This is a genomic window from Salinisphaera sp., assembly GCF_002729955.1.
Lineage (GTDB): Bacteria > Pseudomonadota > Gammaproteobacteria > Nevskiales > Salinisphaeraceae > Salinisphaera.
Genome location: NZ_PBYA01000027.1, coordinates 19215 through 43666, shown reverse-complemented (window position 1 = coordinate 43666; position 24452 = coordinate 19215). Strand labels below are relative to the sequence as shown.

Here is a 24452-nt window from a genome sequence, read left to right as displayed (position 1 = left end):
CGCCGTCAGGCCGGCGCGTCGGCAAGAGTTTCTGCGTCCAGCTCGACGTTGCTGTAGACGTTCTGTACGTCGTCCAGATCCTCGAGTGCGTCGAGCAGCTTGAGACAGTTCTGTGCGTCCTCGCCCTGCAGTTCGACGGTCGTTGCCGGACGCATGGTCACATCGGCCGCATCCGGCGCGAAGCCGGCCGCTTCCACCGCCGCCTTGACCTGGGTGTAGTCGTCGGGCGCGGTGAGCACGTCGAAGGAGCCGTCTTCGTATTCCACGAGGTCCTCGGCTCCGGCATCCAGCGCCGGCGCGAGCACGTCTTCGTCGTCGTTGTCCGGACCGTAGGTGAGTACGCCCTTGCGATCGAACAGATAGGCCACCGAACCGTCGGCACCCAGATTGCCGCCGTTGCGGTTAAAGGTGTAGCGCACCTCGGAGACCGTCCGGTTCTTGTTGTCGGTCATGCAGTCGACCATGATCGCGACCCCGTTCGGGCCGTACCCTTCGTAACGAATCTCTTCGTAGTTGTCGCCCTGCCCGTCGCCGGTACCGCGCTTGACCGCCCGTTCGATGTTGTCCTTGGGCATGTTGGCGGCCAGCGCCTTGTCCCAGGCCAGCCGCAGCCGCGGGTTGTCGTTCGGATCGCCGCCGCCCATGCGGGCGGCCACCGTGATCTCGCGAATGATCTTGGTGAAAATCTTACCGCGCTTCTTGTCCTGGGCGTTCTTGCGGTGCTGAATATTCGCCCATTTACTATGGCCTGCCATAATGCCTCGTGGTTGCGCTGCAAACCGTGCCGGGATTCTACCAGCCGTAGGCCGGGGCGAGCGGTCTGACTGTCTTCGCCCTCGCCGCCGGCCCGGTCAGATTTCTATCTGAATACCGAGTTCCACCACCCGTTCGGGCGGAATACGGTAGTAGGACGTCGCCCGCGTGGCGTTGAGGGCCATGAACGCGAACATATGCTCGCGCCATACCATCATGCCCGGCACTTCGCTGGTGGGGATGAGCGACTCGCGGCCGACATAGAAGGTGGTGTGTTCAAGGTCTACATCCAGGCCGAACTCACCGGCGAATCGCAGCGCCACCGGCACGTTGCTGGCCTGCATGAAGCCATAGTAAACCTGCACGCGATAGACGCCGCGACCGAGGTCTTCGATCTTGAGCCGATCCGCTGCCGGTACCCGCGGCACGTCGAGCGTATTCACCGTGAGCAGAATCACCTGCTCGTGCAGCACGCGGTTGTGACGCAGATGATGCAGCAGCATCGGCGGCGTCTTGTGGGTCGCCTCGGTCATGAACACCGCGGTGCCCTCGATACGCATCGGCAGTTCGTCGAGCGATTCGATGAACTCGTCGAGCGGTTCCGTATCGTCCTGGAGCTGGCGACCCACCAGCTCACGGCCGCGCCGCCAGGTGCCCATGATGAAAAAGATCACGCCGGCGACCACCAGCGGATACCAGCCGCCGTCCGGAATCTTGAACACGTTGGCGCCGAAGAAGGCGAGGTCGACCACCAGCAGTACCGCCGCGATGACCCCTGCGATGCGCGGGAACCAGCCCCAGCGATACGCCACGAAGAACGCCAGGATCGTGGTGATGACCATATCCATGGAAACGGCCACGCCATAGGCGGCGGCCAGATTGCTCGACGAGCCGAACCCCAGAACGAGCCCGATGGTCGCAGCCATCAACACCCAGTTCATGAACGGGATATAGACCTGGCCGTAGGACTCGTGCGAGGTCTGCACGATATTTAGCCGCGGCAGCTGGCCGAGCTGAACCGCCTGCCGGGTGAGTGAAAACACGCCGGAAATCACCGCCTGGGAGGCGATCACCGTCGCAAGCGTCGCCAGACCCACGACCGGATAGAGGGCCCAGTCGGGCGCCATCTGGTAGAAGGGCTGGGTGATATCGGGGTTTTCCAGCATCATCGCGCCCTGGCCGAAGTAATTCAGCAACAGCGCGGGCAGAACCAGAAAGAACCAGGCCAGGCGAATCGGTGCCAGGCCGAAGTGGCCCATATCCGCATACAGCGCCTCGCCACCGGTCACCACCAGGAAGACCGTGCCGAGCACGAGAAATCCGGCGAGGCCGTTATCGGCAAAGAAGCTGGCGGCGTACATCGGATTGACGGCCGCGAATACGCCCGGGTGATGAACGATGCCGTTGATGCCCAGCAGGCCGAGCACCGTGAACCAGGTCAGCATGACCGGGCCGAACAGGGAGCCGACCGTGGCCGTGCCCCGTTTCTGAATCAGAAACAGGCCGACCAGAATGGCGATGGTGATCGGCACGATATACGGCTTGAACGCCGGGGTCGCAACTTCCAGCCCTTCGATCGCGCTGAGCACGGAAATCGCGGGTGTGATCGTGCCATCGCCGTACAACAGGGCCGCACCAAACAGGCCCAGCAGCATGAGCATGTAGCGACGGCTTTTCTTTTCCGTCTTCCACGGATTGAGCAGGGCGACGAGGGCGATGATACCGCCCTCGCCGTTGTTGCTCGCGCGCATGACCACCGCAAGATACTTGATCGAGATCACAATGATCAGCGACCAGAACAGCAGTGACAGCACGCCGAAGATATTGGCCGGCACGACGGAAATACCATCGTGGGAATAGAACGCTTCGCGTAGCGCGTAGATCGGGCTGGTGCCGATATCGCCATAGACGATGCCCAGCGCCGCCAGGCACAGAAACGGCAACGACTGCTTGCCCTTGTCGTTGCCGTTCGAGTGCGTGTGGTCACCGTTATGCGAACCGCCGGCGCTCGTGTCGTCGGCGGATTCGTCGGTACCGTTCTTGCTGCCTTTAGCTAGCGAGCGATCTTCTTCCTCGGCGGCCATTCAGCGCTTACTTCTTGCGCTTCGGCGGGAAATGAATCGGTCGCCCGTCCACCGCCAGCGCGGTTTCATGCACCGTTTCGCCCAGCGTGGGATGCCCGTGGATGATTCGGGCGATATCTTCGCTCGACGCCTTGTACTCCATGGCCACGACCATTTCCTGAACCAGCTCGGAGACATACGGCCCGATCATGTGCACGCCCAGAATCTCGTCGGTCTTGGCATCGGCGATCATCTTGACGAAACCGCCCTGCTGAGCCAGCGCCTTGGCACGACCGTTGGCCGCGAAAGGCACCTGGCCAACGCGATACTCGGTACCGGCCGACTTTATCTGGGCTTCGCTCTTGCCGACCCACGCCATCTCAGGGTGGGTATAGACAACCGAGGGAATCACGTCGTAGTTCAGGTGCGGCTTCTGGCCGGCCAGAATCTCGGCAACGGCGACGCCCTCTTCCATGCCCTTATGGGCCAGCATCGGATTGCCGATCACGTCGCCGACGGCATAGACACCCGGCAGGCTGGTACGAAAGCTCTCGTCGACGTCGACAAAACCTTTGTCGTCGAGCTCCACGCGCGCGCCCTTGGCACACAGGTCTTTCGTATGGGGACGCCGGCCCACGGCGACCACCAGGCGGTCGAAGGTGGTCGTATGCGATTCGTCACCCTGCGTGTACTTGACCTCGACGCCGTTCTTGGTCGCCTTGGCTTCGGTGACGCGGGCACCAAGCTGGATATCCAGGCCCTGCTTCCTGAACGACTTCAGGCCTTCCTTGGCCACGTCGCGATCAGCGATCGGCATGAATTCGTCGACGGCTTCCAGCAGCGTCACGTCGCTGCCCAGGCGCGACCAGACACTGCCCAGTTCCACGCCGATATAGCCGGCGCCGATGACGCCCAGCTTCTTCGGCACCTCGTCGAATTCGAGCGCGCCCCAGGAATCGACGATGCGATCGCCGTCGAAGGGGGCGATATCGAGCTCGACCGGCTCGGAACCGGCGGCGATGATGATCTTGTCGGCCTTGAAGGTGGCTTCCTTGCCATCGTGATCGACGAACAGCACTTCGCCGGAATCCACCACCTGACCGCTGCCGGCGAACGACTTCACGCCGTTGGCCTTGAACAGGCTGGCGATACCGCCGGTCAGCTGGGAGACCACGCCGGCCTTGCGCTTCTGCATCTTGGCCAGGTCGAGTTCGACCTTGCTCGCCTTGATGCCGTGATCGGCGAACTCGTTGTTCGCGCGATCGTAGAGCTCACTGGACTCGAGCAGCGCCTTCGAGGGGATGCAACCCGCGTTCAGGCAGGTACCACCCAGCGACGGTTTGTCGTCGAGGTCCAGCCATTTGTCGATACAGGCGACGTCCATGCCCAGCTGTGCCGCGCGAATGGCCGCGACATAGCCGGCCGGACCTGCGCCGATAACGACGACATCGAATTCCTTGCTCATGCTTTTCCTTGCAATTACGTGTGGCGGTTACGACTGTGGGCCTAGACCTGCAGCAGCAACCGGGCCGGATCTTCGATGAGTTCCTTGATCGTGCGCAGGAACAGCACCGCATCGCGGCCGTCAATGAGACGGTGATCGTAGGACAGCGCAAGCTGCATGACCGGGCGGATCACGATCTCGCCGTCGACCACCACCGGTTTTTCGTTGGTCGCATGCATGCCCAGAATCGCAGCCTGCGGCGGGTTGATGATCGGCGTCGACAGCAGCGAGCCGAACACGCCGCCGTTGGTGATCGTGAAGGTGCCGCCACTCATTTCGTCCATGGTGACCTTGCCTTCCTGGGCGCGCTTGCCGAGATCGCGGATCGTGGACTCGATCTGGGCATAGGACTGCTGATCAGCGTCACGCAGCACCGGCACGAGCAGGCCACGCGGCGACGATACGGCCACGCCGATATCGTAGAAACCGTGATAGACGATATCGCCTTCGTCGATGGAAGCGTTGACGATCGGGAAACGCTTGAGCGCCTCGACCGCGGCCTTGACGAAGAACGACATGAAGCCGAGACGGACTTCGTGGTCCTTCTCGAACTTGTCCTTGTACTGGTTGCGCAGCTCCATCACCGCCTTCATGTCGACCTCGTTGAAGGTCGTGAGCATGGCGGTATTCTGGCTGGCATCCAGCAGACGCTCGGCGATGCGCTGGCGAATGCGCGTCATCGGCACGCGCTGTTCGGTGCGCTCGCTGGGCGCGTCGGCCAGGGCCTGACGGTCGGCCTGTTCGGAAACGGCCTGCTCCTCGCGCTCGGAACGGGATTCGCCGCGCGACTCCGATTTTTCCTCGCCCTGGGCCGGCTTGGAATCGCCCTTGTTGTCGATCGCCTTCTGTACGTCCGCCTTGGTGATACGGCCGTCCTTGCCGGTGCCGTCGACATTGCGCGCAGCGATGTCGTTCTCGTCCATCAGCTTCTTGGCCGCCGGACTGGCGATCGCTTCGTCGTCGCCCGAGTCGGACTCGTCGGCGCCGTCGTCTTTGCTGTCGTCGCTCTTGGCGTCGTCGTCGCTGTCTTCGTCGGCCTCGGCCTTCTTGCCGTCGTCGGAGGCGTCTTCGTCACTGTCGTCACCGGCGTCCGCGCCGTCGCCTTCCTCGACGATGGCCAGCACGTCGCCCGCCTTGACCGTGTCACCCGCGGAGACCTTGATTTCGGCGAGCACGCCCGCCGAGGTGGAGGGCACCTCGAGCACGACCTTGTCGGTCTCGAGGTCGACGAGGTTCTCGTCGCGGCCGACCTTGTCGCCCTTGTTCTTCTGCCACTCACCCACGGTGGCTTCACTGACGGATTCCGGAAGCTCCGGGACTTTGACTTCTGTGGCCATGCTTGGTGTTTCCTAACTTGTCGAGATCGTTGACGTGAATCCGCGTGCTAGTGCGCGGCCAGTATCACTTCTTCTTGGAACGGGACTTGCGCGTCTGCGCCTTGCCCTTGTCCACGAGGCGCTCGCCGCCGGTCAGGCCCGCGTCGACCACCGCTTCCTGCTGCTTGACGTGCAGCTTGTGGTAACCCGCCGCCGTGGTAGCGGCACCCGGGCGCGTGGCATAAAGCAGCTCATGGCGCTCGGCCAGCGGCACCTGCAGGCGATGCTTGATCTGATACCAGGCGCCCTGGTTCTCCGGCTCTTCCTGACACCACACCACTTCCTCGGCGTTCTTGTAGCGCTCGAGCACCGCGGCATAGTCGTTGGCCGGGAACGGATAGAGCTGTTCGATACGCACCAGCGCCACGTTGTCCAGCTCGCGCTCTTCGCGGGCCTGATAGAGGTCGTAGTAGACCTTGCCGCTACAGAACACGACCCGCTCGATGGCGTCGTCGTCGATGCTGTCCGGCTCGTCGATCACGAAGTTGAACTGGCCTTCGGCCAGGTCTTCCAGCGTCGAGGTCGACAGCCGGTGACGCAGCAGGCTCTTGGGCGTAAGCACCACCAGCGGCATGCGCAGATCGCGCACCATTTGCTGGCGCAGCAGGTGGAACCACTGCGCCGGCGTGGACGGTACGCACACGATCATGTGGCGCTCGGCACAGAGCTGCAGGAAGCGTTCCAGGCGCGCCGAGGAATGCTCCGGCCCCTGGCCTTCATAGCCATGCGGCAGGAACATCACCAGACCACATAGCCGACCCCACTTGGCCTGGCCGCTGGAAATGAACTGATCGATGATCACCTGGGCGCCGTTGACGAAGTCACCGAACTGGGCTTCCCAGATGGTGAGCGTCGACGGGTCGGCGGTAGCATAGCCGTATTCGAAACCAAGCACGCCCGCCTCGGACAGCAGCGTGTCATTGACTGTGAACACCGAGCTTTCACGACCGACATGCTTCAACGGGACGAATTTCTGACCGTCCTTCTGGTTGTAGAGCACCGAGTGGCGATGAAAGAACGTGCCACGACCCGAGTCCTGGCCCGACAGACGCACGTTGAAGCCATCGTCGAGCAGAGTCGCGTACGCCATGTGCTCGGCAAAACCCCAGTCGATACGCGAGGCGCCGGCCGCCATCTTGCCGCGATCGTCGATGATGCGCTGGGCACGCTTGTGCAATTCAAAGCTGTCGGGCAGTTCGTGCAGGCGGGCCGCGAGCCGCTGCAGGGTTTCCACCGGCACCGACGTATCCACGATATCCGACCAGCGCTGCCGGCTGTAGCGCCCCCAGTCCACGGTATGCTCGTTGCCGACCAGGCCCAGCGTGGTACGCGAAATGTTCTTGCCCTCGTCCAGGCCGTCGCGATAGGCGTCGGCGAACTGCTGGGCTTCGTCCTTGTCGATCAGGCCTTCGGATTCGAGCTTGCCCGCATACAGCTTGCGGGTGGTCTCCATCTGCTTGACCTTCTGATACATCAGCGGCTGGGTGACCGCCGGTTCGTCCGCCTCGTTATGACCGTGGCGGCGATAGCAGATCATGTCGATGATCACGTCCTTGCCGAACGTCTCGCGGTAGTCCATGGCCAGGCGCGTGACGAACACGACCGCTTCCGGATCGTCGCCGTTGACGTGAAACACCGGCGCTTCGAGCATCTTGGCGATGTCGGTGCAGTACTGCGACGTACGCGAGACTTCGCCGAGCTTGGCGGTGATCGGGTTCTGCATGGTGAAGCCGAGCTGGTTGTTCACCACCAGATGCACGGTGCCGCCGGTGGCATAGCCTTCCGCCTGCGACAGCTGCAGCGTTTCCATGACGATGCCCTGGCCGGCGAACGACGCATCGCCGTGGATGAGCACCGGCAGAATGGTTTCGCCTTCTTCGTCGTGACGGCGTTCCTGGCGTGCCTTGACCGAACCCTGCACAACCGGGTTCACGGCCTCGAGATGCGAGGGGTTGAAGGCCAGCACGAGATGCACGCGCTCGTCTTCGATCTCGATATCGGTCGAGAAACCCATGTGGTATTTCACGTCGCCCGACATTTCGAGTTCGTCGAGGTCGTAGTCGCCTTCGAACTCGGCAAACAGTTCCTTCGGCGACTTGCCGAGAATGTTCACGAGCACGTTCAGGCGGCCGCGATGGGCCATGCCGATGACGATCTCGTCCACGTGGCTGCGCGCAGCCGAACGCACCACTTCATCCAGCGCGGGGATCATGCTGTCCGCGCCTTCCAGCGAGAAACGCTTCTGCCCGACATACTTGGTATGCAGATAGCGTTCAATGCCTTCGGCGGCGGTCAGCTGGCGCAGGACTTCCCGCTTTTCCTTTTCGTTCAGGCGCGGCTTGTCGACGCTCGCCTCAAGCCGACGCTGAATCCAGCGCTTCTGGCGGGTGTCGGTGATGTACATGTACTCGGTGCCGATGGTGCCCGTGTACACGCGCTTGCAGATATCGATGATATCGCGCAGCGGCAGCTCGTCCGCTTCGGTGAACAGCGACCCGGTATTGAACACCGTGTCCATGTCCGCCTCGCCCAGACCATGGAAAGCCGGGTCGAGATCGGGCACGTTCGGACGCTCGTAGAGGCCGAGCGGATCCAGATCGGCAGCCTGATGGCCGCGCATGCGGTAGTAGTTGATCAGACGCAGCACGCCGGCCTGCTTCTGGGCCGCACGCTGCGACATGCTCGCACGTGGGCGCGCACCCTGCCCGGCCGACGCCTGCGTATCCACGAATGAATCGCGAATCGGCCCGTGCGCGATGTCTTCCGCGCCGTCGCCGTTGAGGCTTTTGAAGTATTCGCGCCAGCTCGGCTCGACCGAGTCGGGATCCTTGAGGTACTGCTCGTAGTAGGACTCGACGTAGGCCGCATTGCCGCCGAACAGAGGGGAATTCTCGATGAACTTGTCGTTAAGTTCGCTTTTCATAGACTAAGGCCCTGTGGCCGTGTCGAGGCGCCGGGATCGCCTCTGTCAAACCGTGCCGATGCGACGCCTGCCGGCGGGCGCCGCGATGGCCGCTTATGATAACAAACCGTATCGTTGCCCGTGACCGAACACGGGCCGATATCAGCCCGTCTTCGTCGCGTCGTCTTCATCGTCCCAGCCGGCGGTGAGGTTTTTCAGGTAGCTGCGAAACTCATCGCCGATCTCGTGATGCTGAAGCCCCATTTCGACGTTGGCCTTCAGGTATCCGAACTTGCTGCCGCAGTCGTAACGGGTGCCTTCGAATTCGTAGGCCAGCACGGTCTGCTCGCCCATCAGGGCTTCGATGGCGTCGGTGAGCTGGATTTCGCCACCGGCACCGGGCTTGGTCTTGTCGAGCAGCCGGAAAATCCGAGGGGTGAGGATATAGCGGCCGACCACGGCCAGATTCGACGGCGCCTTGTCCGGATCGGGTTTTTCGACGATGCCGCGAATCTCGGACAGTCCGGGGCCGATCGGCTCGGCTTCCACGATGCCGTATTTGTAGGTTTCCTCCCAGGGCACGCGCTGTACCGCGAGTACGCTGGTGCCGTATTCCTGATACACCCGCTGCATTTGTGCCATGCACGGCTGGAAGGAGCCGGCGATCAGGTCGTCGGCAAGGATGACGGCGAAGTCCTGGTCGCCCACCGCCGGCAGCGCACAGCTGATGGCATGCCCAAGACCCATCTGCTCGGGTTGGCGAATATAGACACAGCTGATGCCCGGCGGCAGCACATCCTTGACCGCCTGCAGCAATTCTTCCTTGCCCTTGGCCTCGAGGGTGGCCTCCAATTCATAGTCCCGATCGAAATGATCCATGATCGAGTTCTTGGTGTGGCTGGTGATGAACACCATTTCCTCGGCACCGGCAGCGATCGCCTCCTTGACCGCATACTGGATCAACGGCTTGTCCACCACCGGCAGGATCTCTTTGGCGCTGGCCTTGGTTGCCGGCAGAAAACGCGTGCCCAGCCCTGCGACCGGGAACACCGCCTTACGAATACGCATAGTCGATCCTTTGGCTATTCAGCCCATGGAATTGAAGTCTAGAGATAGCGGATATCGCCCAGCAGATGGACGATATCGCCTTTGGAATTGGTCAATGCAAAATCCGCGCCCTGTGTGCCGAGGCTATAGGCAAAGCGAGCCTTGCTCGGCAGGAACACGGGCTTCTTGAAACCCAGCGACAGCGTATAGGCGGCCTGCTCGAGCTTGGGTTCGAGCTCGGCGGCGGCGCGTGCCTTGGTCCACATGCCGGTCGCGATGGCGCGCGGAAAACCGAACAGCTTCGCGCTCCAGGGGCTCAGATGGATCGGGTTGTAGTCACCCGCCGCGCTGGCATAGCGACGTCCGATGTTCTCGGGCACATCCCAGGTGACTTCTTCCTGGATGTCGAAGCCCAGCCCGTCTTCGTGTTTCTTCTTCGGCGACTTCGGCACGTTGGTCTTCTGGCGCGACAGCATCGTGCTGTCCTCCTGCCAGAGCAATTCGCCCGCGCGATCGCGCACGCGCGTGACCAGATCGAACTCGACGCCCTTCTCGACTTCGCGATGGCCGCCCACACTGACCTCGATATGCAGCTTCTCCGCGACTTCGATCGCCCGGTGCTGGGTGATCTGGTTACGCAGGTGAATCAGGCCCAGCAGCTTGAGCGGGAAACGCTTGTGGGTAAGCACCGCCATATGCATAGGAAACGCCAGCACATGGGGATAAGTCACCGGCAGATAGGGCGAGTGCTGGAAGCCGCAGACCTTGCGATACTTGGCCAGTTCTTCGGCCCGCACCTCGAGATCCGGCAGTTCCGCGACGATCGGCGGTATGGTTTCGTCGCCGGACAGTCCGCCCGACAGCGTTGTCGCTGCCCGCAGATAAGACGGCGCAACCGCCGGAAGAGAGTCGTATTCAAGCCGGGTTTCGTTTGCCATCGCCTAGGGGGTTGGTTTGGTTTAGCAGCGACGTTAACCCCTTTACTGGGGCGAAACAACACGCTTAGTCATTCGATAACGTCGGTTTCTCACCGGCCAGTTCCGCACGCCGGTTGGCCACCATCGTGGCGAAGTCTTCGGGCAGATCCTGGGCCAGCAAACGGTCCCAGTAGTCGATGGCCGCGCTGCCCTCGCCGCGTTCTGCAGCGGCCAGACCCAGATACCACAGCGCCTCGCGGCTTTGCGGTTCCAGCTCGAGCAGCTGTTCATACAGGGTTTTCGCGCGGCCCTGCAGATCGTCGGTCGCCGCCAGCGTCGCCTGTGCTTCGGCCGCGATGATGGGCGGTCGCGGCGCCGGCATGGCCGCATTGAGCGCCCGATATTGCTCGGCGGCCGCCGCATAATCGCCCCGGGCCTCGCTCGCGCGCGCAAGCATTGCCCGTGCCTGCATGTCATCGGGGTGATCGCTCACCCGCTGCTCAAGCTCCGCGACGATCGCGTTCAGGTCGGGGCTGTCCTGTTCAACGAAGGCCTGATAATCGCCAATCTTCCAGTACACCGCGGCCGAGCCGCCGACCATCACGACGAGCACCAGGATCGTGGCCACCCACGGCCGGCGCGGCGCCCGGGGCGATGGCGCGAGCTCGGGTGTTTCGTCGATATCGGCGAGCAGACGGGCACCGAGCTCGTCCTTTTCGATCTCCGCTTGCTGTCGAGTCAGCGCCCCCGTGGCGACCTCGCGCTCGATTTCGGCGTAGCGCTGGTGATAGATGGTGATATTCGCGGCCCGGCGCTTGTCCGCCGAGGGCGTACCCGCGCGCCATAGCGGAACCAGAACGAATACGAGACTGGCAGCGACGAGCACTGCCGCAAAGACGAGAAATTCGGTCATGAACGCTCTTCAGACGAGTCGGGGTCCGCGTCTCTTGCCTGTTCGTCGAGAACACGGTCAAGTCGCTCGCGATCGAGCGGCGGCGATGCCGTCGGCGCGCCACGGCGCCGGCGCATCAGCAGGAAAACCACCAGCAGGCCGATGGCCAGCATGACGAACGGCCCTGCCCAGAGAATGATCGTGGCCGAATCCAGCGGCGGGTCGTAGAGCACCCACTTGCCGTAACGATCGACCAGATACTGCTTGATCTCGGCGTCGCTGCGCCCGTCCGCGATCTGACGTTCGACGATGGCGCGTAAATCCTGTGCGAGCGGCGCGTCGGATTCGGCAATGCTGCGGTTCTGACAGATCAGACAGCGCAGCTCGGCGTTGAGGGCGTGATAACGCGCCAGCTCTTCGCCCTGCAAGTCCACCGCATGGGCAGCGGACATCGCGAGCAACATCAGGATGCCGACCAGCAGCGCACGCATCACGAGCCCTTCGCCTTGAGCTGCTCGAGCTTCGGAATGAGCGATGCGTTCATCTCTTCGCGCGTGATCGGCCCCACGACCTTGTAACGGATGATGCCCTCGGCATCCACGACGAAGGTCTCCGGCACGGCCGACACACCCCAGTCGATACCGGTCGCCCCGGTCGGATCGAATGCCACCACCGCAAACGGGTTGCCGTAACGACCCAGCCAGCGCTTAGCATTCGCCTCGGTGTCCTTGTAGTTCAAGCCCACCACGGGCACACCGGTACGCCGCGATACAGCGGTGATCAGTTCGTGCTCGGCGCGACAGGCGACGCACCAGCTCGCCCAGACGTTCACGAGGGTCACCCGGCCCTTGAGATCGTCGACGGTGATACGTTCCTGGTCCGATGCGAGCGTGGGCAGATCGAACGCCGGCGCGGGCTTGTCGATAAACGCCGAGGGCAGGATATCCGGGCGCCGCGTGAGCCCGTAGCCGAGCAGCACGATCAGCGCGAATACGATCAGAATCGGCAGAACCAGGCGCCAGCGCATCACGCGGTCGCCGTCGTCAGGCCGCGATCCGTTGCCACCGGCTTGTCGGCGGTGGCACGGCGGCGGCGATAGCGCTTGTCGGTCAGCGCGATCAGGCCACCCAGTGCGGATATGAAGCCGCCAGCCCAGATCCAGCGCACGAACGGCCGGTGGTAGATGCGTACGCTCCAGGCATCGCCGGAGAGCGGCTCACCGAGCGATACATACAGATCGCGCGTCACGCCGACATCGATACCGGCTTCGGTCATGCTCTGGCCGCCGGCGTTATAACGACGCTTGGAGGGATATAGCTCCGCGATCTGCCGGCCGTCTTCACGGACGATGAAATCGCCGATTTCGGCCACGAAATTCGGCCCGTCCACGTGCCGGGTACCGACGAAGGTGAACTCGTAGCCCACCATTTCGGTGCTCTGCCCGGGCGCGAGCCGCACATCATGCTCGCCGCCAAAGCCGCTCACCAGGCTGATACCGATCACGAAGATACCCACGCCGGCATGGGCGATGGCCATGCCGACCACGTTACGCGGCAACATCACGCGACGGCCGCGGCTACGCCGCACGATATCCTCGAAGGCGGTCACGATCGCCCAGCAACCCAGCACGCAGCCGGCCACTGCGGCAACCGCGGTGGTGCCGACCGTGAACAGCGGCAAGGCCACGCCGGCGACGATCGAAATGATCAAAGGCAGCCACAGCCGCGAGCGCAGCACATCGGCACGGGTACGTTTCCAGGCCATGACTGCGGCGGCACCGATCAGCACCACCAGCGGCGCAGTGAGCGGAATGAAGACCTTGTTGAAATACGGCGGGCCGACCGAAATACGTCCCATCCCCAGCGAATCCGCGAGGATCGGATACAGCGTGCCCAGCAGCACGCCGGCGGCTGCAACCACCAGAAAAATGTTGTTGAGCAGCAACAGCCCTTCCCGCGACAGCGCCGCGACCGGCTCGCGCCCGGCCTCGAACTGGGCCGCCCGCAGGGCGTAGAGCAACAGCGAGCCGCCGACGACCACCGCGAAGAAGGTCAGGATATAGATGCCGCGGGTCGGATCGGTTGCAAACGCATGCACCGATATCAGCACGCCCGAGCGCACCAGGAAGGTGCCAAGCAGTGACAGCGCGAAGGCGGTGATCGCCAGCAGCACCGTCCAGCTTTTGAAGATGCCGCGTTTTTCGGTGACCGCCAGCGAGTGGATCAGCGCGGTGCCGACCAGCCACGGCATGAAGGAGGCGTTCTCGACCGGATCCCAGAACCACCAGCCGCCCCAGCCCAGCTCCTTGTAGGCCCACCAGCTGCCAAGCGTGACGCCGATGGTCAGAAACATCCAGGCCGCGGTCGTCCACGGTCGCGTCCAGCGTGTCCAGGCGCTGTCCACCCGGCCGGTGATCAGCGCGGTTATCGCAAAGGCGAAGGCCACCGCGAAGCCCACATAGCCCATATAGAGCATAGGCGGATGCACCACCAGCCCCGGGTCCTGCAACAGCGGATTGAGGTCGCGGCCTTCCATGGGCGCGGGGAACTGGCGCTCGAACGGGTTCGAGGTGAACAGGGTGAACAGCAAAAACCCCACGCTGACCGCGCCCATAACCGCCAGCACACAGCTGGCCACGTCACGCGGCAGGGTACGGCTGGCCAGGGCAACCGCCAGGCTCCAGCCGGCCAGCAACATCATCCACAGCAGCAGCGAGCCTTCATGCGCGCCCCAGATCGCGGACAGCCGATAGAACCACGGCAGCTGGGTATTGGAATTCGCCGCGACGTAGGCCACCGAGAAGTCGTTGGCGTAGAAGGCGAAACCGAGAGCAACGAAGGCGATGCCCATCATCACGAACTGGCCGATCGCCGCGGGTGCGGCCACTGCCAGACAATCCGCCCGCGAGCGCCATATGCCGTACATCGGCAGCAGCGTCTGGAGCGTGGCCAGCCCCAGCGCCAGGATCAGCGCGAAATGGCCAATCTCCGGAATCATCGCTTGGCCTGCATGTTACTGGGCATGCAGCTTGTACCCGAGGCGTCCTTCATCGCTTCTGCCACGTCCGGCGACATATAGTTCTCGTCGTGCTTGGCCAGTACTTCGTCGGCCACGAACTGGCCCGCGTCGTTGAGCTGGCCGTAGGCGACGATGCCCTGCCCTTCGCGAAACAGATCCGGCAGGGTGCCGCGGAACTGCACCGGCACGCTGGCTTCACAGTCGGCCAGCGTGAAGCGCACCAGCAGGTCGTCGTTGTTGCGCTCGACCGAGCCGGTTTCCACCAGCCCACCGATTCGAAAACGGGTATGCGTCGGTGCTTCGCCGCCCACGATTTCGCTCGGCTGATAGAAATAGAGGATGTTTTCGCTGAAGGCGGTCAGGGCAAGCGCCGTGGCCGCGGCCAGGCCGACGAACAGCCCGCCCACCAGCATCAGACGACGACGTCGTGTTCTAGTCATCGAATTCCTCGTTCTTGATCCGTCGGGCGATATGACGGTGGGCGATGACCGGCGCGACGATATTGCCCACGATCACCACCGCGGCGATGGCATAACTGCTCCACACATAGCCGGCATAGCCGCCCATGGCCCAGAATTGCTGCCAGCTTTCATGCATCGGAAAACACCTTCTTGACCCAGCGACTACGCCGCTCGCGCCAGAGCAGTTGCGCGCGCATGTTCCAGAGCGTGAGCCAGCCGAACATCAGGGTGAACCCGAGCGCCGCGCACAGCAGCGGCCAGAGCATGGCCATTTCCATGGCCGGGCGCCCGAAGCGGGTCACGGTCGGGCCCTGATGCAGGGTGTTCCACCATTCGACCGAAAAATGAATGATGGGCACATTGATCACGCCGACCACCGACAACAGGGCACAGGCACGTGCCGCACTGCGCGGTGATTCGATCGCGTTATGCAGGGCGATAACGCCCAGATACAGAAACAGCAGGATCAGCTCGGAGGTCAGGCGTGCGTCCCAGACCCACCAGGTGCCCCACATCGGCTTGCCCCAGATCGAGCCGGTCACCAGGGCCAGGAAGGTAAAGCTCGCCCCGACCGGCGCCGCCGCGACCACGAAGATCTCGGCCAGCTTGAGCCGCCACACCAGGGCCACCGCGCCCGCGATCGCCATGCTCGTATAGCCGAACAACGACAGCCATGCGCTCGGCACGTGAATATAGAGAATACGAAACGCGTCGCCCTGCTGATAATCCACCGGCGCGTTGACCAGTCCGCCGTAGACGCCATAGACGGCCAGCAGCACCCCGGGCACCGCCAGCGCGAGCGCAATCGGCCGACTGACCCGGTAGAAATACGGCAGCGATCCGAAACGGTGCAGCCAGAGCATGAACGCAGACTTCGCCAAAACGTCTAGACCGTTGCGTAGCAAATGAATTGTGGATTGAGTCGACGCATAGTGTGTCTCGACCGTGCAGGCAATGCATTGATCTGGCGCAATCGGGCCGCGCCCGCAAATATTCGACCCCGAGCGCGCTTGGGGTTCCCTACTCCATGCTGATTTTCAACGCCGCGGCAATGGCAAAGGGTGCGGTGCTGATGCCAAGCATGAGCAGCGCAGCCAGCAGATACAGCGCGCCCGCAGCCGGCAGACCTTCGATCGCCGCGCGCATGGCCCCCGCGCCGAAGATAAGTACCGGCACGTAGAGCGGAAAAATCAGCAGACTCAACAACAGCCCGGCACGCGGCAGGCTCAACGTCAGCGCCGTCCCGATGGCGCCCACCAGCCCGAGCGTGGGCGTACCGAGCAGCAGGCTGGCCATGATAACGGGTACCGCGCTCGCAGGCACGCCGAGCAGCAACACGAGCAGCGGCGATGCCAGCACGAAGATCAGCCCGCTCGCCAGCCAGTAGGCCAGGACCTTGGCCAGCGCGATGAGTGCCAAGGGTTCGGGTGACAGCAGGTACTGCTCGAGGGTACCGTCTTCGTAGTCGGGCTTGAACAGCCGCTGCAACGACAACAGCGCGGCCAGCAGGACCGACATCCAGATCAGCGCGGGCGACACGGTCACCAGAATCGCCGGACTCGCCCCCGTGCCCAGCGGAAACAGGGCCACCACGAGCACGAAGAACAGCAGGTGGTGCACCAGCACGCCCCGCTGGCGAAACGCCAGCAGCAGGTCGCGTCGCAGTACCGCCCAGAACACGCTCAGCATGGCGTGAGCTCGATCGAGCGCACTGGCACGTCGGCCAGGTTCAGGGTCTCGTGGGTGGTGAACACCGCGATGCCGCCGGCGGCTACATGGGCCGCCATCCGTGCACACAGCAGCGCGCGCGAATCCACATCCAGCGCCGAAGCCGGTTCATCCAGCAGCCACAGTGGCGCATCGGTCAGCCAAAGCCGCGCCAGCGAAACACGCCGTTTCTGGCCGGCCGAGAGGCGGCCGCTGGGCCGGTGCGCCAGACGCTTCAAACCGAGTTCGGCCAGCGTCTCGCGAATACGCGGCTGGGCCACCGGACGTCCGCACAGACGCATGAGCACGTCCAGATTCTCGACCGGTGTGAGCGCGGCGTTGAGTGCGTTGTCGTGGCCGACGAAACACAGCTCATCCTTTAGAAGAACGGGGTCATCCGCGTCGCGCTTTTGCGCCGACTCCCAGACGATCTCGCCCGACAACGGCGTCTGCAGACCGCCGAGCGTGCGCAGGAGCGTGGTCTTGCCGGCGCCGTTTTCGCCCAGCACGCGCGCGGCCTCGCCGCCCACGAGGCTGATATCCAGGCCCTGGAACAGAGCCTTCTCGCCGCGCCCGCAGCTCAGGTTTCGAATGCCGAGTCGCGGCCGCTTCATAACTCGCTTGTATAAAGGCCTTGCGGCCGTTGACTGGTGCCCGGAGCCGGACTCGAACCGGCACGTCCCGAAGGACAAGGGATTTTAAGTCCCATGCGTCTACCAATTTCGCCATCCGGGCGCGAGCGCGGAATTCTAGGCGCTGTCGACGGCCCAGTCGAGGCGCAGGCGCGTGCGTTGCGGACTCCTGCGGGCACGCGTGGGGGCGTCCAGGGCGGGCGGCATACCGGTACTACCGATTGTTATATAGCTGGATCAACTCGATGGGCGGTCGAGTCTGGGTGCATCCCGATCGCCTGCCCTCTAAAGAATATGCATTCAGAACATAATTGCCCGGCCGGTAACGTCTTCACGCGCCAAAGGGCTTGGCATTTGCACTAGACTAAGCGCGGGGGACAACACGGGATGGGCGCTTTGCTGACGAAAATTCGTATCGTAGGGGCTGTGGCTGCCTTGGCCATGCTGCTCGGAGGCTGCGCGAGCGCGCCGGCCACAGTCGACGGAACAGACCGGGCGCCAGTACCCGCCGCGGCTTCGTCGACGCCGTCCGAACCGGCCACGTCACCCGACGCCGTACCGACCAACGCAAACACACCGCTGCCTGCGGCAAGCGATACCGACGCCGAGGCCGCCCAGGGCGTGGTTCTCGGGCCCGGGGATATCGTGGAAATGCGCATGTTCGGCCAGCCGGACATGAATACCCAGGGCTTCATTGCCGACAATGGCGAGCTGTCGCTCCCACTGCTGGGCGCTGTCGATATCGGCGACCTTACCCCCAACGCGGCCCAGACCCGGATCGAATCCGCCTACCGCGAACAGGGTTATTTCCGTGATCCGCAGATCAGCCTCACCCTGGTGGAGCACCGCAGCCAGCAGGTCGCGGTGCTGGGGGCGGTCAACCAGCCGGGACGATTTTCGCTGTCGAGCCGTACCACCGTGCTCGATGCGCTCGCCGAGGCCGGCGGCATCACCGCCCGCGGCGCGCGCTCGGTGGTATTGATCCACCGCGGCGACGCGCCCCGCCAGCGCGTGGATATCGATGCGCTGGTGGCCGGTAGCGGCGCTGGCGACAACGTACTCAAGGCCGGCGACACGATCTACGTGCCCGAGGCGCCGCTGTTCTATATCTACGGTCAGGTACAGCGCCCCGACGCCTATGCCATCCAGCCCGGCATGACCGTCATGCAGGCAATCTCGACCGGCGGCGGTTTGACCGATCGCGGCTCCAACTCGCGCTTCACCATCCATCGCAAGTCGCCCGACGGCGCGGTGCACGAGGTGGATGCGCTACCGACCACGCCGGTACAGCCGGACGACGTGATCTTCGTCAAGGAGCGCTTCTTTTGAGCACAGCCATCGATCGCCCGCTGATTCCGGGCATGCGGGCCACACCGACCGTCGGCCAGATCGTACGCGCGCTGTACGCACGCTGGCGCACCGTGGCGGCGGCCGTCGCGGTGTTCGTGGTGCTTGCCCTGATTGCCGCTCTGCTGATGAAAAGCTATGAGGCCCGCGCATCACTCGTCATCGAGTTCCCCAGTCTCGACCCGGTCACCGGCCAGGCCCGATCGACCGCACTCGCGGATAGCTATCGCGCGACCCAGATCGATCTGATGACCAGCCAGAACGTCATGCTCGGCGTGGTCGATCAGCTCGGCCTGGCCGAGGATCCCGAATTCAGCGCCGAAGTCGACGGCGACGGCGGTGAAGGCACCCTGCGCCAGCGGCTGGCCTCCAAACTCAGCGAGCAGGTCCAGGTGCGTGCCGGCCAGGTCAGCCAGCTTCTCGTGCTGTCCTATCGCGGCGATGATCCCCAGCGCAGTGCCGCCATCGTCAATGCCGTGATCGACCAGTACATGAAGGCCAGCGAGACCATGGCGACCGACCCGGCCCGCCAGCGCCTGGGCCAGTATTCGACCTTTCTCGACGGCCTGCGGGCCAAGGTCGACGAGGCCCAGGACGAACTCACGGATGCACGCCAGCGTTTCGACGTGATCGACTCGAGCGCCGCCGAGGGCGTGGAAACCAGTCGCCTCAACGATCTCGGCACGCGGCTCAACGCCGCCCAGGCCCGGTTGCAGGCGGCCCAGGCCGAAGTGGAGCAGATCAACGCGGCGCGCTCAAGCGGCCAGCCGGTGGTCGCACAGGCCGATATTCTGGATAGCAACGTTGTGCAGACGCTCAAGAACCGGCTGGTGGAATTCCAGGCCGAGCGGGCCGACGTGGCCGAATCGCTGGGCCCGAACCATCCGCGAATTCGGGCCATCGACGGCCAGATCGCCACGGTTCGCAGCCGCCTCGCCGACGAGATCGATGCCTATCTCGCCGCCGCGCGGCAAAATGTGCAGGCGGCCGGCGCCGAAGTGAACGCCCTGCGCGAAACCTACGACGCCGCGCGTGCCGAGGTCATGGACAAACAGGCCAAGCGCAGCCAGCTCGACAGCTATCGCCGACGTCTGGATAGCGCATCCCAGGTCTATGAAGCCGCCCTGTCGAGCTACGACCAGGTCCTGGGCGGCAGCGAGTTGACCGCCCAGAACGTCTCGGTGATCACCCGGGCCAGCCCGCCCACCAACACGGCCGGCCTGAGCTTCAAGCGCAAGCTCGCCGTCGCGCTGGTTCTGGGCGCGATCGTTGGAACGCTGATCGCCCTGCTCCAGGAACTGCGCGATCGCCGCGTTCGCCATCCTGAAGACATCGAACGCGAGCTGGAACTGCCGGTCCTCGGCGAACTCGATCTCGGAGGCAGCCGATGAATCAGGCGCCACAAACCGCATCGCGAATTCACGCGGACGTATTCGCCGCGCATGCGCCGCATTCGCCCAAGGCGGATACGCTGCGCGCCACGCTTGCCCGTATCGCTCTCGGCGACGCCCACGCTCGATGCCTGGCCGTGGTCGGCTGCGGGGCGCATCGGGATCGCAGCGCGGTGGCAGCCAATCTGGCCGTACTGCTTGCCCGTTCCGGCGAGCCGACGGCACTGATCGACGCCGCCCGCCAGCGCGCGCGCCAACAGGAACTGTTCGGCCTCGCCGATACCGGCATGGCGGATATCGCCGCGGTACCGGGACTCACCGTCATGCGCGCTACGGATACCCAGCCATCGCTGGCGGAAACGCTGGTCGAAGCGCCGGGCCGGTTCGGCCAGTTCGTGGCGCGTCTGCGCCAGGACTACGAGTTCGTGGTGATCGACACGGCTGACCACCCCGAGGATCTGGATGCGATCTCGGCGGCCGGCGTCAGCGACGGGGCGCTGCTCGTTGTCGAGCGTAACGTCACACCGCTGCACCGGCTGCGTCAGTTGACCGACGGCTTGCGTGAAAGCGGCGCCGCGCTATTGGGCGCCGTGCTCACCGACCGTTGAAACCCGTGCCGCTGCCGGCGACCGACGATCGACGCTTTGCCTGGCTGCTCCTTGCCTTGTTCTGGGCGACACTGGCCTTCGCCCTGTTGCCCGACGGTCTGGACTGGGCGCGCGACACCGCGCTGCAAAACGCGCAGCAGGGGTCGTTCGTACGCCGCATGCAGTGGATGCCGCCGTTCCTGCTCAGCGCGCTGATCATCTGGCTCAGGCGGGGCGTGGCACTGCAGGTCGCCCGCCAGATCGACCCCTGGCTGGCGCTGTTTCTGGGCTGGGCCATTCTCAGCTTGGCCTGGTCGGACTACCCCGCCGCCACCGTACGCAAGCTGGTATTGCTCGTCGGCACGGTTCTCATTGCTCTGGCCTTTCAGGTCGCGTCCTGGCGGCCGGAGCGCCTGCGCCGCCATAGCCGGGCGTGCATCAGTGCCCTCGTCCTGGCCTCGATTGCGGCCGTGTTCCTGATGCCGGATATCGCCCGTGTCGCCGGCTACGACAACGCCTGGACCGGCATCGCGCGCAGCAAGAATCATCTCGGCATGGCCGCCGGCCTGATGATGGTGCTCTGGATGCACGGACTGGCCATTGGCGAAGTGCGTGCCCTGCCGGCGCTGGCCTGGACGGCGATCGCGGCGCTCACCCTGATCATGGCGCGCAACGCCACCGCCCTGCTCTGCGTGCTGGCGGTGCTGCCGCCGCTATGGCTGTTCTTTCGACCGATCGTATCGTTGCGGCGCGTGGCCTTGAGCGGTGTGCTCGCGCTGGCCGCGATCGCGGTGAGTCTGTCGTTCGTCATTCTGGTCGGCCACGGCATACCGACCTGGGGCGAGCTGGTGAGCCCGGTCGCCACCGCCGTGGGCCGCGATGTGACCTTTACCGGGCGTCTGGAAATCTGGCGGCTGGTGTATGCCGAAGTCGTTCAGCACCCCTGGTTGGGCACGGGTTTTCAGGCCTTCTGGCTGGGCGCGGGCGGACCCGCGCCCTGGGTGACCCAGAATCTCTACGGCGGTCTTTGGCAGGCCCATAACGGCTATCTGGACGTTGCCAACGAGCTGGGCATTCCTGGGCTGCTGATCACCCTGGGTTTCTGCGTGAACACGGTTCGGCGTGGTCTGCTTTTGGTGCCGCGCTGGCGCGCCGAAGCGACCTGGCTGATTGCCTTCATGGTGTTCCTTGCGATCACCAATATCGCCGAGTCCACCCTGTTCCGGCCCATCCATTTTCTGTTTTTACTCTCGATTCACGCCAGCCTGGCGCTTGCGCGTCTGCGTGCCGTCGAGCCGTCGGAGCAAGCACGATGAGCGCGCCCAGAGCGTTGATTTCATACGGCCTGCTCGCAGGCCTGTTGCTCGCGGCCGCGAGCGCGGCCGCTGCCGCCGTTCGCGCCGAGGTCGTGCTCCCTGCGATTCCGGTCGCCGCGGCCAATGCCAGCGTCTTCGCCACGCCCATCGCTGCTACGGACGACAGCGTCTATACGGTCAACGTCGAGCCGGGGCCGCGCCCGGTGCCGACCCATGGTTTTGGCTTTCATACGGTGGTACGCAAGGGCGTACGGGGCGGCGACGGGGACTGGGAATGGCAGTCGCACCTGCTCGACGGGGATACCGCCAACGATCCCTATCACACCGCGGCCTCCATCGGCCTCGACCGTAAAGGCTTCGTGCATGTGGCCTACGATATGCATAACCTGCCCTGGCAGTATTCCGTATCGGCCGCCCCCGAATCGATCGATCGCTTCGTCTTCCGCGGCCAGCGTGTATCCCGGAAAGCCCGTTGGGGCAGCCAGAACCGGCGGGTGGAATTCCCGGCGCCCGGCACGGCGGCCATTCCCGGCACTCAGATCACCTATCCGTCGTTCTTCAACGATCGCGACGGCCAGCTCTACGTGACCTATCGCTACGCGGTGCGCCCGGCACGCACCTGGTCGCAGCGGCTGTTTTCGGGCGGGCTGGCCCGCTACGACGAGGCCAGCCGCAGCTGGCAGCCGATCGGCGGCGAGGTGCGCGCCGACGGCAAGGACATCAAGCTGCCCCCGGGCCGCTCGGAATACATCAGCCGCCCCTTCATCAGCGAACCCGGCTGGTGGGTCTATCAGATGCGACTGGCCTTTGATGCCGACAACGGCATGCACGTGGCCTGGCTGTGGCGGCGTGGCGATTCGGGCGTCGATCAGAACTTTGCCAGCTACGCCTATCTACCACCGGCGCGCGATACGGCCTACAACGCCGCCGGCGAACGCTATCAGCTGCCGATCGATCTGGCCGCGGCCAGCCGGGTCGCGCCCGAACGGATCGCCCGACTCGCGCCCGACGGCCTCTACAGCCCGGCCCGTATCAGCGTGAGCGCGGACGGCCACCCGGTGGTCTCGCTGCAGTCGGTGCACGGACCGCGTTATCGCAGCCGCCTGGACGACGGCCAATGGTCGGACCCCGAGCCAGTGCCCCGCCAGGCCTTCGAAACGCACTATGACGACAACGGCCACGAATGGGCGTTCGCGACCGGGCTGACGGTGCTGCGCCGGCCGGTTGAGGCCGATGGTCGCCCCACCGGCGCCTGGCAGACCGTCTACACGGGCGACGCCAAGCGCGGTACCGCGCTATGCCATACCCGCGCGATACCGGCCCCGGCCGACAGCGGCGCGGCGTTCTATATCCATGCCAACGTGCTGGATAACGGCCGTTGCCGCGACGACCGCGTCACCGTCCTGCGGCTGAGCGAGGGCTAGCGTGTCCATGCGCGTTGTCATCCATGCCCCCTGGCCGGCCGAATATGTGGCCGAACTGGCCCGCGCGCTCGCGGCCCGCGACGACATCGAGCGCCTGTGCCTGATCGTGCGCGCGGATTTTGCCTATGCCGAGGCCGCGAACTGTACGATCGCCCGCTGCTACCCGGCGGCCCGCGCCAAGCGCAATCGCTGGCAGCGCCTGAGCGCCCATGCCAAGGCGCTGGTACGTACCGCCAAGCGTATCTGGCAGGAGCGACCGCAGGTATTTCACGTACAGGCACTCCATCAGCCGTTGCTCGACTGGCCGCTGCTGCTGATCGCACGCCTGCGCGGCGCGCGCCTGGTCTGGACCGCTCACAACAGCCTGCCGCATGAGAGCACCCGTTTTGATGCGGTGTTGTTCCGACGCATCTATCGCCATGTGGATGCGGTGATTGCCCATACCCGTTTCACGGCGAGCACGCTGGTGGACGAGCTCGACGTACGCAGCGACAAGGTGCACGTGATTGCCCACGGTCCACTCACCCTGGGCGCGGCGCCGGCGCCGGCGCGTTCTGCCGCCCGCGAAGCGCTCGGCGTGGACGACGATACCTTTCTGATGCTGCTGTTCGGCCGGATTCGGCCTTACAAGGGGCTGGATCTGCTGTTGTCCGCACTGGATCGCACCGCAGACCCGGACATGCACCTGATCGTGGCCGGCGAAGATACGTTCGGCGAAGGCCGGCGTCTGCTTGCCGACCGCGATGACGTGACCGCCGATCTGAGCCGGGTGGATGACGACACCACCGCCCGCTATTTCGCCGCAGCCGATCTCGTGGTGTTGCCCTATCGGCGTATCGATCAATCGGGCGTGCTCATGCTGGCGTTGACCTATCGCTGCGCGGTCTTGGCAAGCGATATCGGCGGCCTGGCCGAGGTCATCGACGATGAACGCACGGGTTTTCTGCTCGCGCCGGTGGATGCCGAGACACTGGCAGACCGCCTCGCGGATTTGAAGGCACGCCCGGACGCGCTTGAGGCCGTAAGGCAGAACGTTGCCCGCGCGCAGGACGGCGAACAGGGCTGGCCGCAGCTCGCCGCGCATACCGCCCATCTCTACCAACGCGTGATCTAGC

The 24452-nt window shown here is 64.4% G+C and carries 22 protein-coding genes and 1 tRNA gene; 6 read left to right on the top strand and 17 right to left on the bottom strand.

Annotated elements, in window-relative coordinates; all coding sequences use genetic code 11:
* Nucleotides 1-5 precede the first annotated feature (5 nt).
* The 17 genes from CMN27_RS06725 to CMN27_RS06645 all read right to left on the bottom strand — a co-directional run bounded on the left by CMN27_RS06725 (nucleotide 6) and on the right by CMN27_RS06645 (nucleotide 17375).
* The gene (locus CMN27_RS06725) at nucleotides 6-755 is read right to left on the bottom strand and encodes a YebC/PmpR family DNA-binding transcriptional regulator (RefSeq protein WP_293625020.1); all 750 of its coding nucleotides are present in this window, start codon (nucleotides 753-755) and stop codon (nucleotides 6-8) included.
* A gap of 96 nt (nucleotides 756-851) precedes the next feature.
* A complete protein-coding gene (locus tag CMN27_RS06720) occupies nucleotides 852-2837 on the bottom strand; it encodes a KUP/HAK/KT family potassium transporter (protein ID WP_293625019.1) in 1986 nt (661 codons plus the stop codon).
* A gap of 7 nt (nucleotides 2838-2844) precedes the next feature.
* Nucleotides 2845-4281 (bottom strand): dihydrolipoyl dehydrogenase, encoded by a 1437-nt coding sequence (gene lpdA / locus CMN27_RS06715; protein WP_293625018.1) that lies wholly within the window; start codon nucleotides 4279-4281, stop codon nucleotides 2845-2847.
* Nucleotides 4282-4322: 41 nt separating this feature from the next.
* The gene (gene odhB / locus CMN27_RS06710; protein ID WP_293625017.1) at nucleotides 4323-5657 is read right to left on the bottom strand and encodes a 2-oxoglutarate dehydrogenase complex dihydrolipoyllysine-residue succinyltransferase; all 1335 of its coding nucleotides are present in this window, start codon (nucleotides 5655-5657) and stop codon (nucleotides 4323-4325) included.
* Nucleotides 5658-5721: 64 nt separating this feature from the next.
* Nucleotides 5722-8619 (bottom strand): 2-oxoglutarate dehydrogenase E1 component, encoded by a 2898-nt coding sequence (locus tag CMN27_RS06705; protein ID WP_293625016.1) that lies wholly within the window; start codon nucleotides 8617-8619, stop codon nucleotides 5722-5724.
* Between the two features lie 141 nt (nucleotides 8620-8760).
* A complete protein-coding gene (gene galU, locus CMN27_RS06700; RefSeq protein ID WP_293625015.1) occupies nucleotides 8761-9666 on the bottom strand; it encodes a UTP--glucose-1-phosphate uridylyltransferase GalU in 906 nt (301 codons plus the stop codon).
* A 38-nt stretch (nucleotides 9667-9704) separates the two neighbouring features.
* Entirely contained in the window at nucleotides 9705-10583 is an 879-nt protein-coding gene (locus tag CMN27_RS06695; RefSeq protein ID WP_293625014.1) for a MaoC/PaaZ C-terminal domain-containing protein, read from the bottom strand.
* Nucleotides 10584-10647: 64 nt separating this feature from the next.
* On the bottom strand, nucleotides 10648-11475 hold the full coding sequence (gene ccmI, locus CMN27_RS06690) for a c-type cytochrome biogenesis protein CcmI (RefSeq protein ID WP_293625013.1): 828 nt from the start codon (nucleotides 11473-11475) through the stop codon (nucleotides 10648-10650).
* On the bottom strand, nucleotides 11472-11945 hold the full coding sequence (locus CMN27_RS06685) for a cytochrome c-type biogenesis protein (RefSeq protein WP_293625012.1): 474 nt from the start codon (nucleotides 11943-11945) through the stop codon (nucleotides 11472-11474). Before CMN27_RS06685 ends, ccmI begins: the two co-directional genes overlap by 4 nt.
* Nucleotides 11945-12481, bottom strand: coding sequence for a DsbE family thiol:disulfide interchange protein (locus tag CMN27_RS06680; protein WP_293625280.1), 537 nt, complete (start codon nucleotides 12479-12481; stop codon nucleotides 11945-11947). Before CMN27_RS06680 ends, CMN27_RS06685 begins: the two co-directional genes overlap by 1 nt.
* On the bottom strand, nucleotides 12481-14451 hold the full coding sequence (locus tag CMN27_RS06675) for a heme lyase CcmF/NrfE family subunit (protein ID WP_293625011.1): 1971 nt from the start codon (nucleotides 14449-14451) through the stop codon (nucleotides 12481-12483). Before CMN27_RS06675 ends, CMN27_RS06680 begins: the two co-directional genes overlap by 1 nt.
* Nucleotides 14448-14912 (bottom strand): cytochrome c maturation protein CcmE, encoded by a 465-nt coding sequence (gene ccmE, locus CMN27_RS06670; protein ID WP_293625010.1) that lies wholly within the window; start codon nucleotides 14910-14912, stop codon nucleotides 14448-14450. The genes CMN27_RS06675 and ccmE overlap by 4 nt, the downstream gene beginning before the upstream one ends.
* Nucleotides 14905-15069, bottom strand: a complete 165-nt coding sequence (ccmD, locus tag CMN27_RS06665; RefSeq protein WP_293625009.1) for a heme exporter protein CcmD — start codon at nucleotides 15067-15069, stop codon at nucleotides 14905-14907. Before ccmD ends, ccmE begins: the two co-directional genes overlap by 8 nt.
* Complete coding sequence (locus tag CMN27_RS06660; protein ID WP_293625008.1) at nucleotides 15062-15796, bottom strand: heme ABC transporter permease; 735 nt, start codon at nucleotides 15794-15796, stop codon at nucleotides 15062-15064. Before CMN27_RS06660 ends, ccmD begins: the two co-directional genes overlap by 8 nt.
* A gap of 157 nt (nucleotides 15797-15953) precedes the next feature.
* Nucleotides 15954-16622, bottom strand: coding sequence for a heme exporter protein CcmB (gene ccmB, locus CMN27_RS06655; protein ID WP_293625007.1), 669 nt, complete (start codon nucleotides 16620-16622; stop codon nucleotides 15954-15956).
* Entirely contained in the window at nucleotides 16616-17254 is a 639-nt protein-coding gene (ccmA, locus tag CMN27_RS06650) for a cytochrome c biogenesis heme-transporting ATPase CcmA (RefSeq protein ID WP_293625006.1), read from the bottom strand. The genes ccmB and ccmA overlap by 7 nt, the downstream gene beginning before the upstream one ends.
* 34 nt (nucleotides 17255-17288) lie before the next feature.
* Nucleotides 17289-17375 (bottom strand) — tRNA-Leu (locus tag CMN27_RS06645).
* Nucleotides 17376-17668: 293 nt separating this feature from the next.
* Here CMN27_RS06645 and CMN27_RS06640 point away from each other — a divergent pair.
* From CMN27_RS06640 to CMN27_RS06615, 6 genes are read left to right on the top strand one after another with little or no spacing between them, the layout of a single operon-like run.
* Nucleotides 17669-18601, top strand: coding sequence for an SLBB domain-containing protein (locus CMN27_RS06640; protein WP_293625005.1), 933 nt, complete (start codon nucleotides 17669-17671; stop codon nucleotides 18599-18601).
* Entirely contained in the window at nucleotides 18598-20010 is a 1413-nt protein-coding gene (locus CMN27_RS06635; protein ID WP_293625004.1) for a capsular biosynthesis protein, read from the top strand. The genes CMN27_RS06640 and CMN27_RS06635 overlap by 4 nt, the downstream gene beginning before the upstream one ends.
* Nucleotides 20007-20618 carry a chain-length determining protein gene (locus CMN27_RS06630; protein ID WP_293625003.1) on the top strand — a complete coding sequence of 204 codons (612 nt, stop codon included), beginning with the start codon at nucleotides 20007-20009 and terminating at the stop codon, nucleotides 20616-20618. Before CMN27_RS06635 ends, CMN27_RS06630 begins: the two co-directional genes overlap by 4 nt.
* Nucleotides 20619-20623: 5 nt before the next feature.
* Nucleotides 20624-21913, top strand: a complete 1290-nt coding sequence (locus CMN27_RS06625) for an O-antigen ligase family protein (RefSeq protein WP_293625002.1) — start codon at nucleotides 20624-20626, stop codon at nucleotides 21911-21913.
* The gene (locus CMN27_RS06620; protein ID WP_293625001.1) at nucleotides 21910-23337 is read left to right on the top strand and encodes a BNR-4 repeat-containing protein; all 1428 of its coding nucleotides are present in this window, start codon (nucleotides 21910-21912) and stop codon (nucleotides 23335-23337) included. Before CMN27_RS06625 ends, CMN27_RS06620 begins: the two co-directional genes overlap by 4 nt.
* Nucleotides 23338-23344: 7 nt before the next feature.
* Nucleotides 23345-24451 (top strand): glycosyltransferase family 4 protein, encoded by a 1107-nt coding sequence (locus CMN27_RS06615; protein WP_293625278.1) that lies wholly within the window; start codon nucleotides 23345-23347, stop codon nucleotides 24449-24451.
* The last annotated feature ends 1 nt before the right edge of the window (nucleotide 24452 follow it).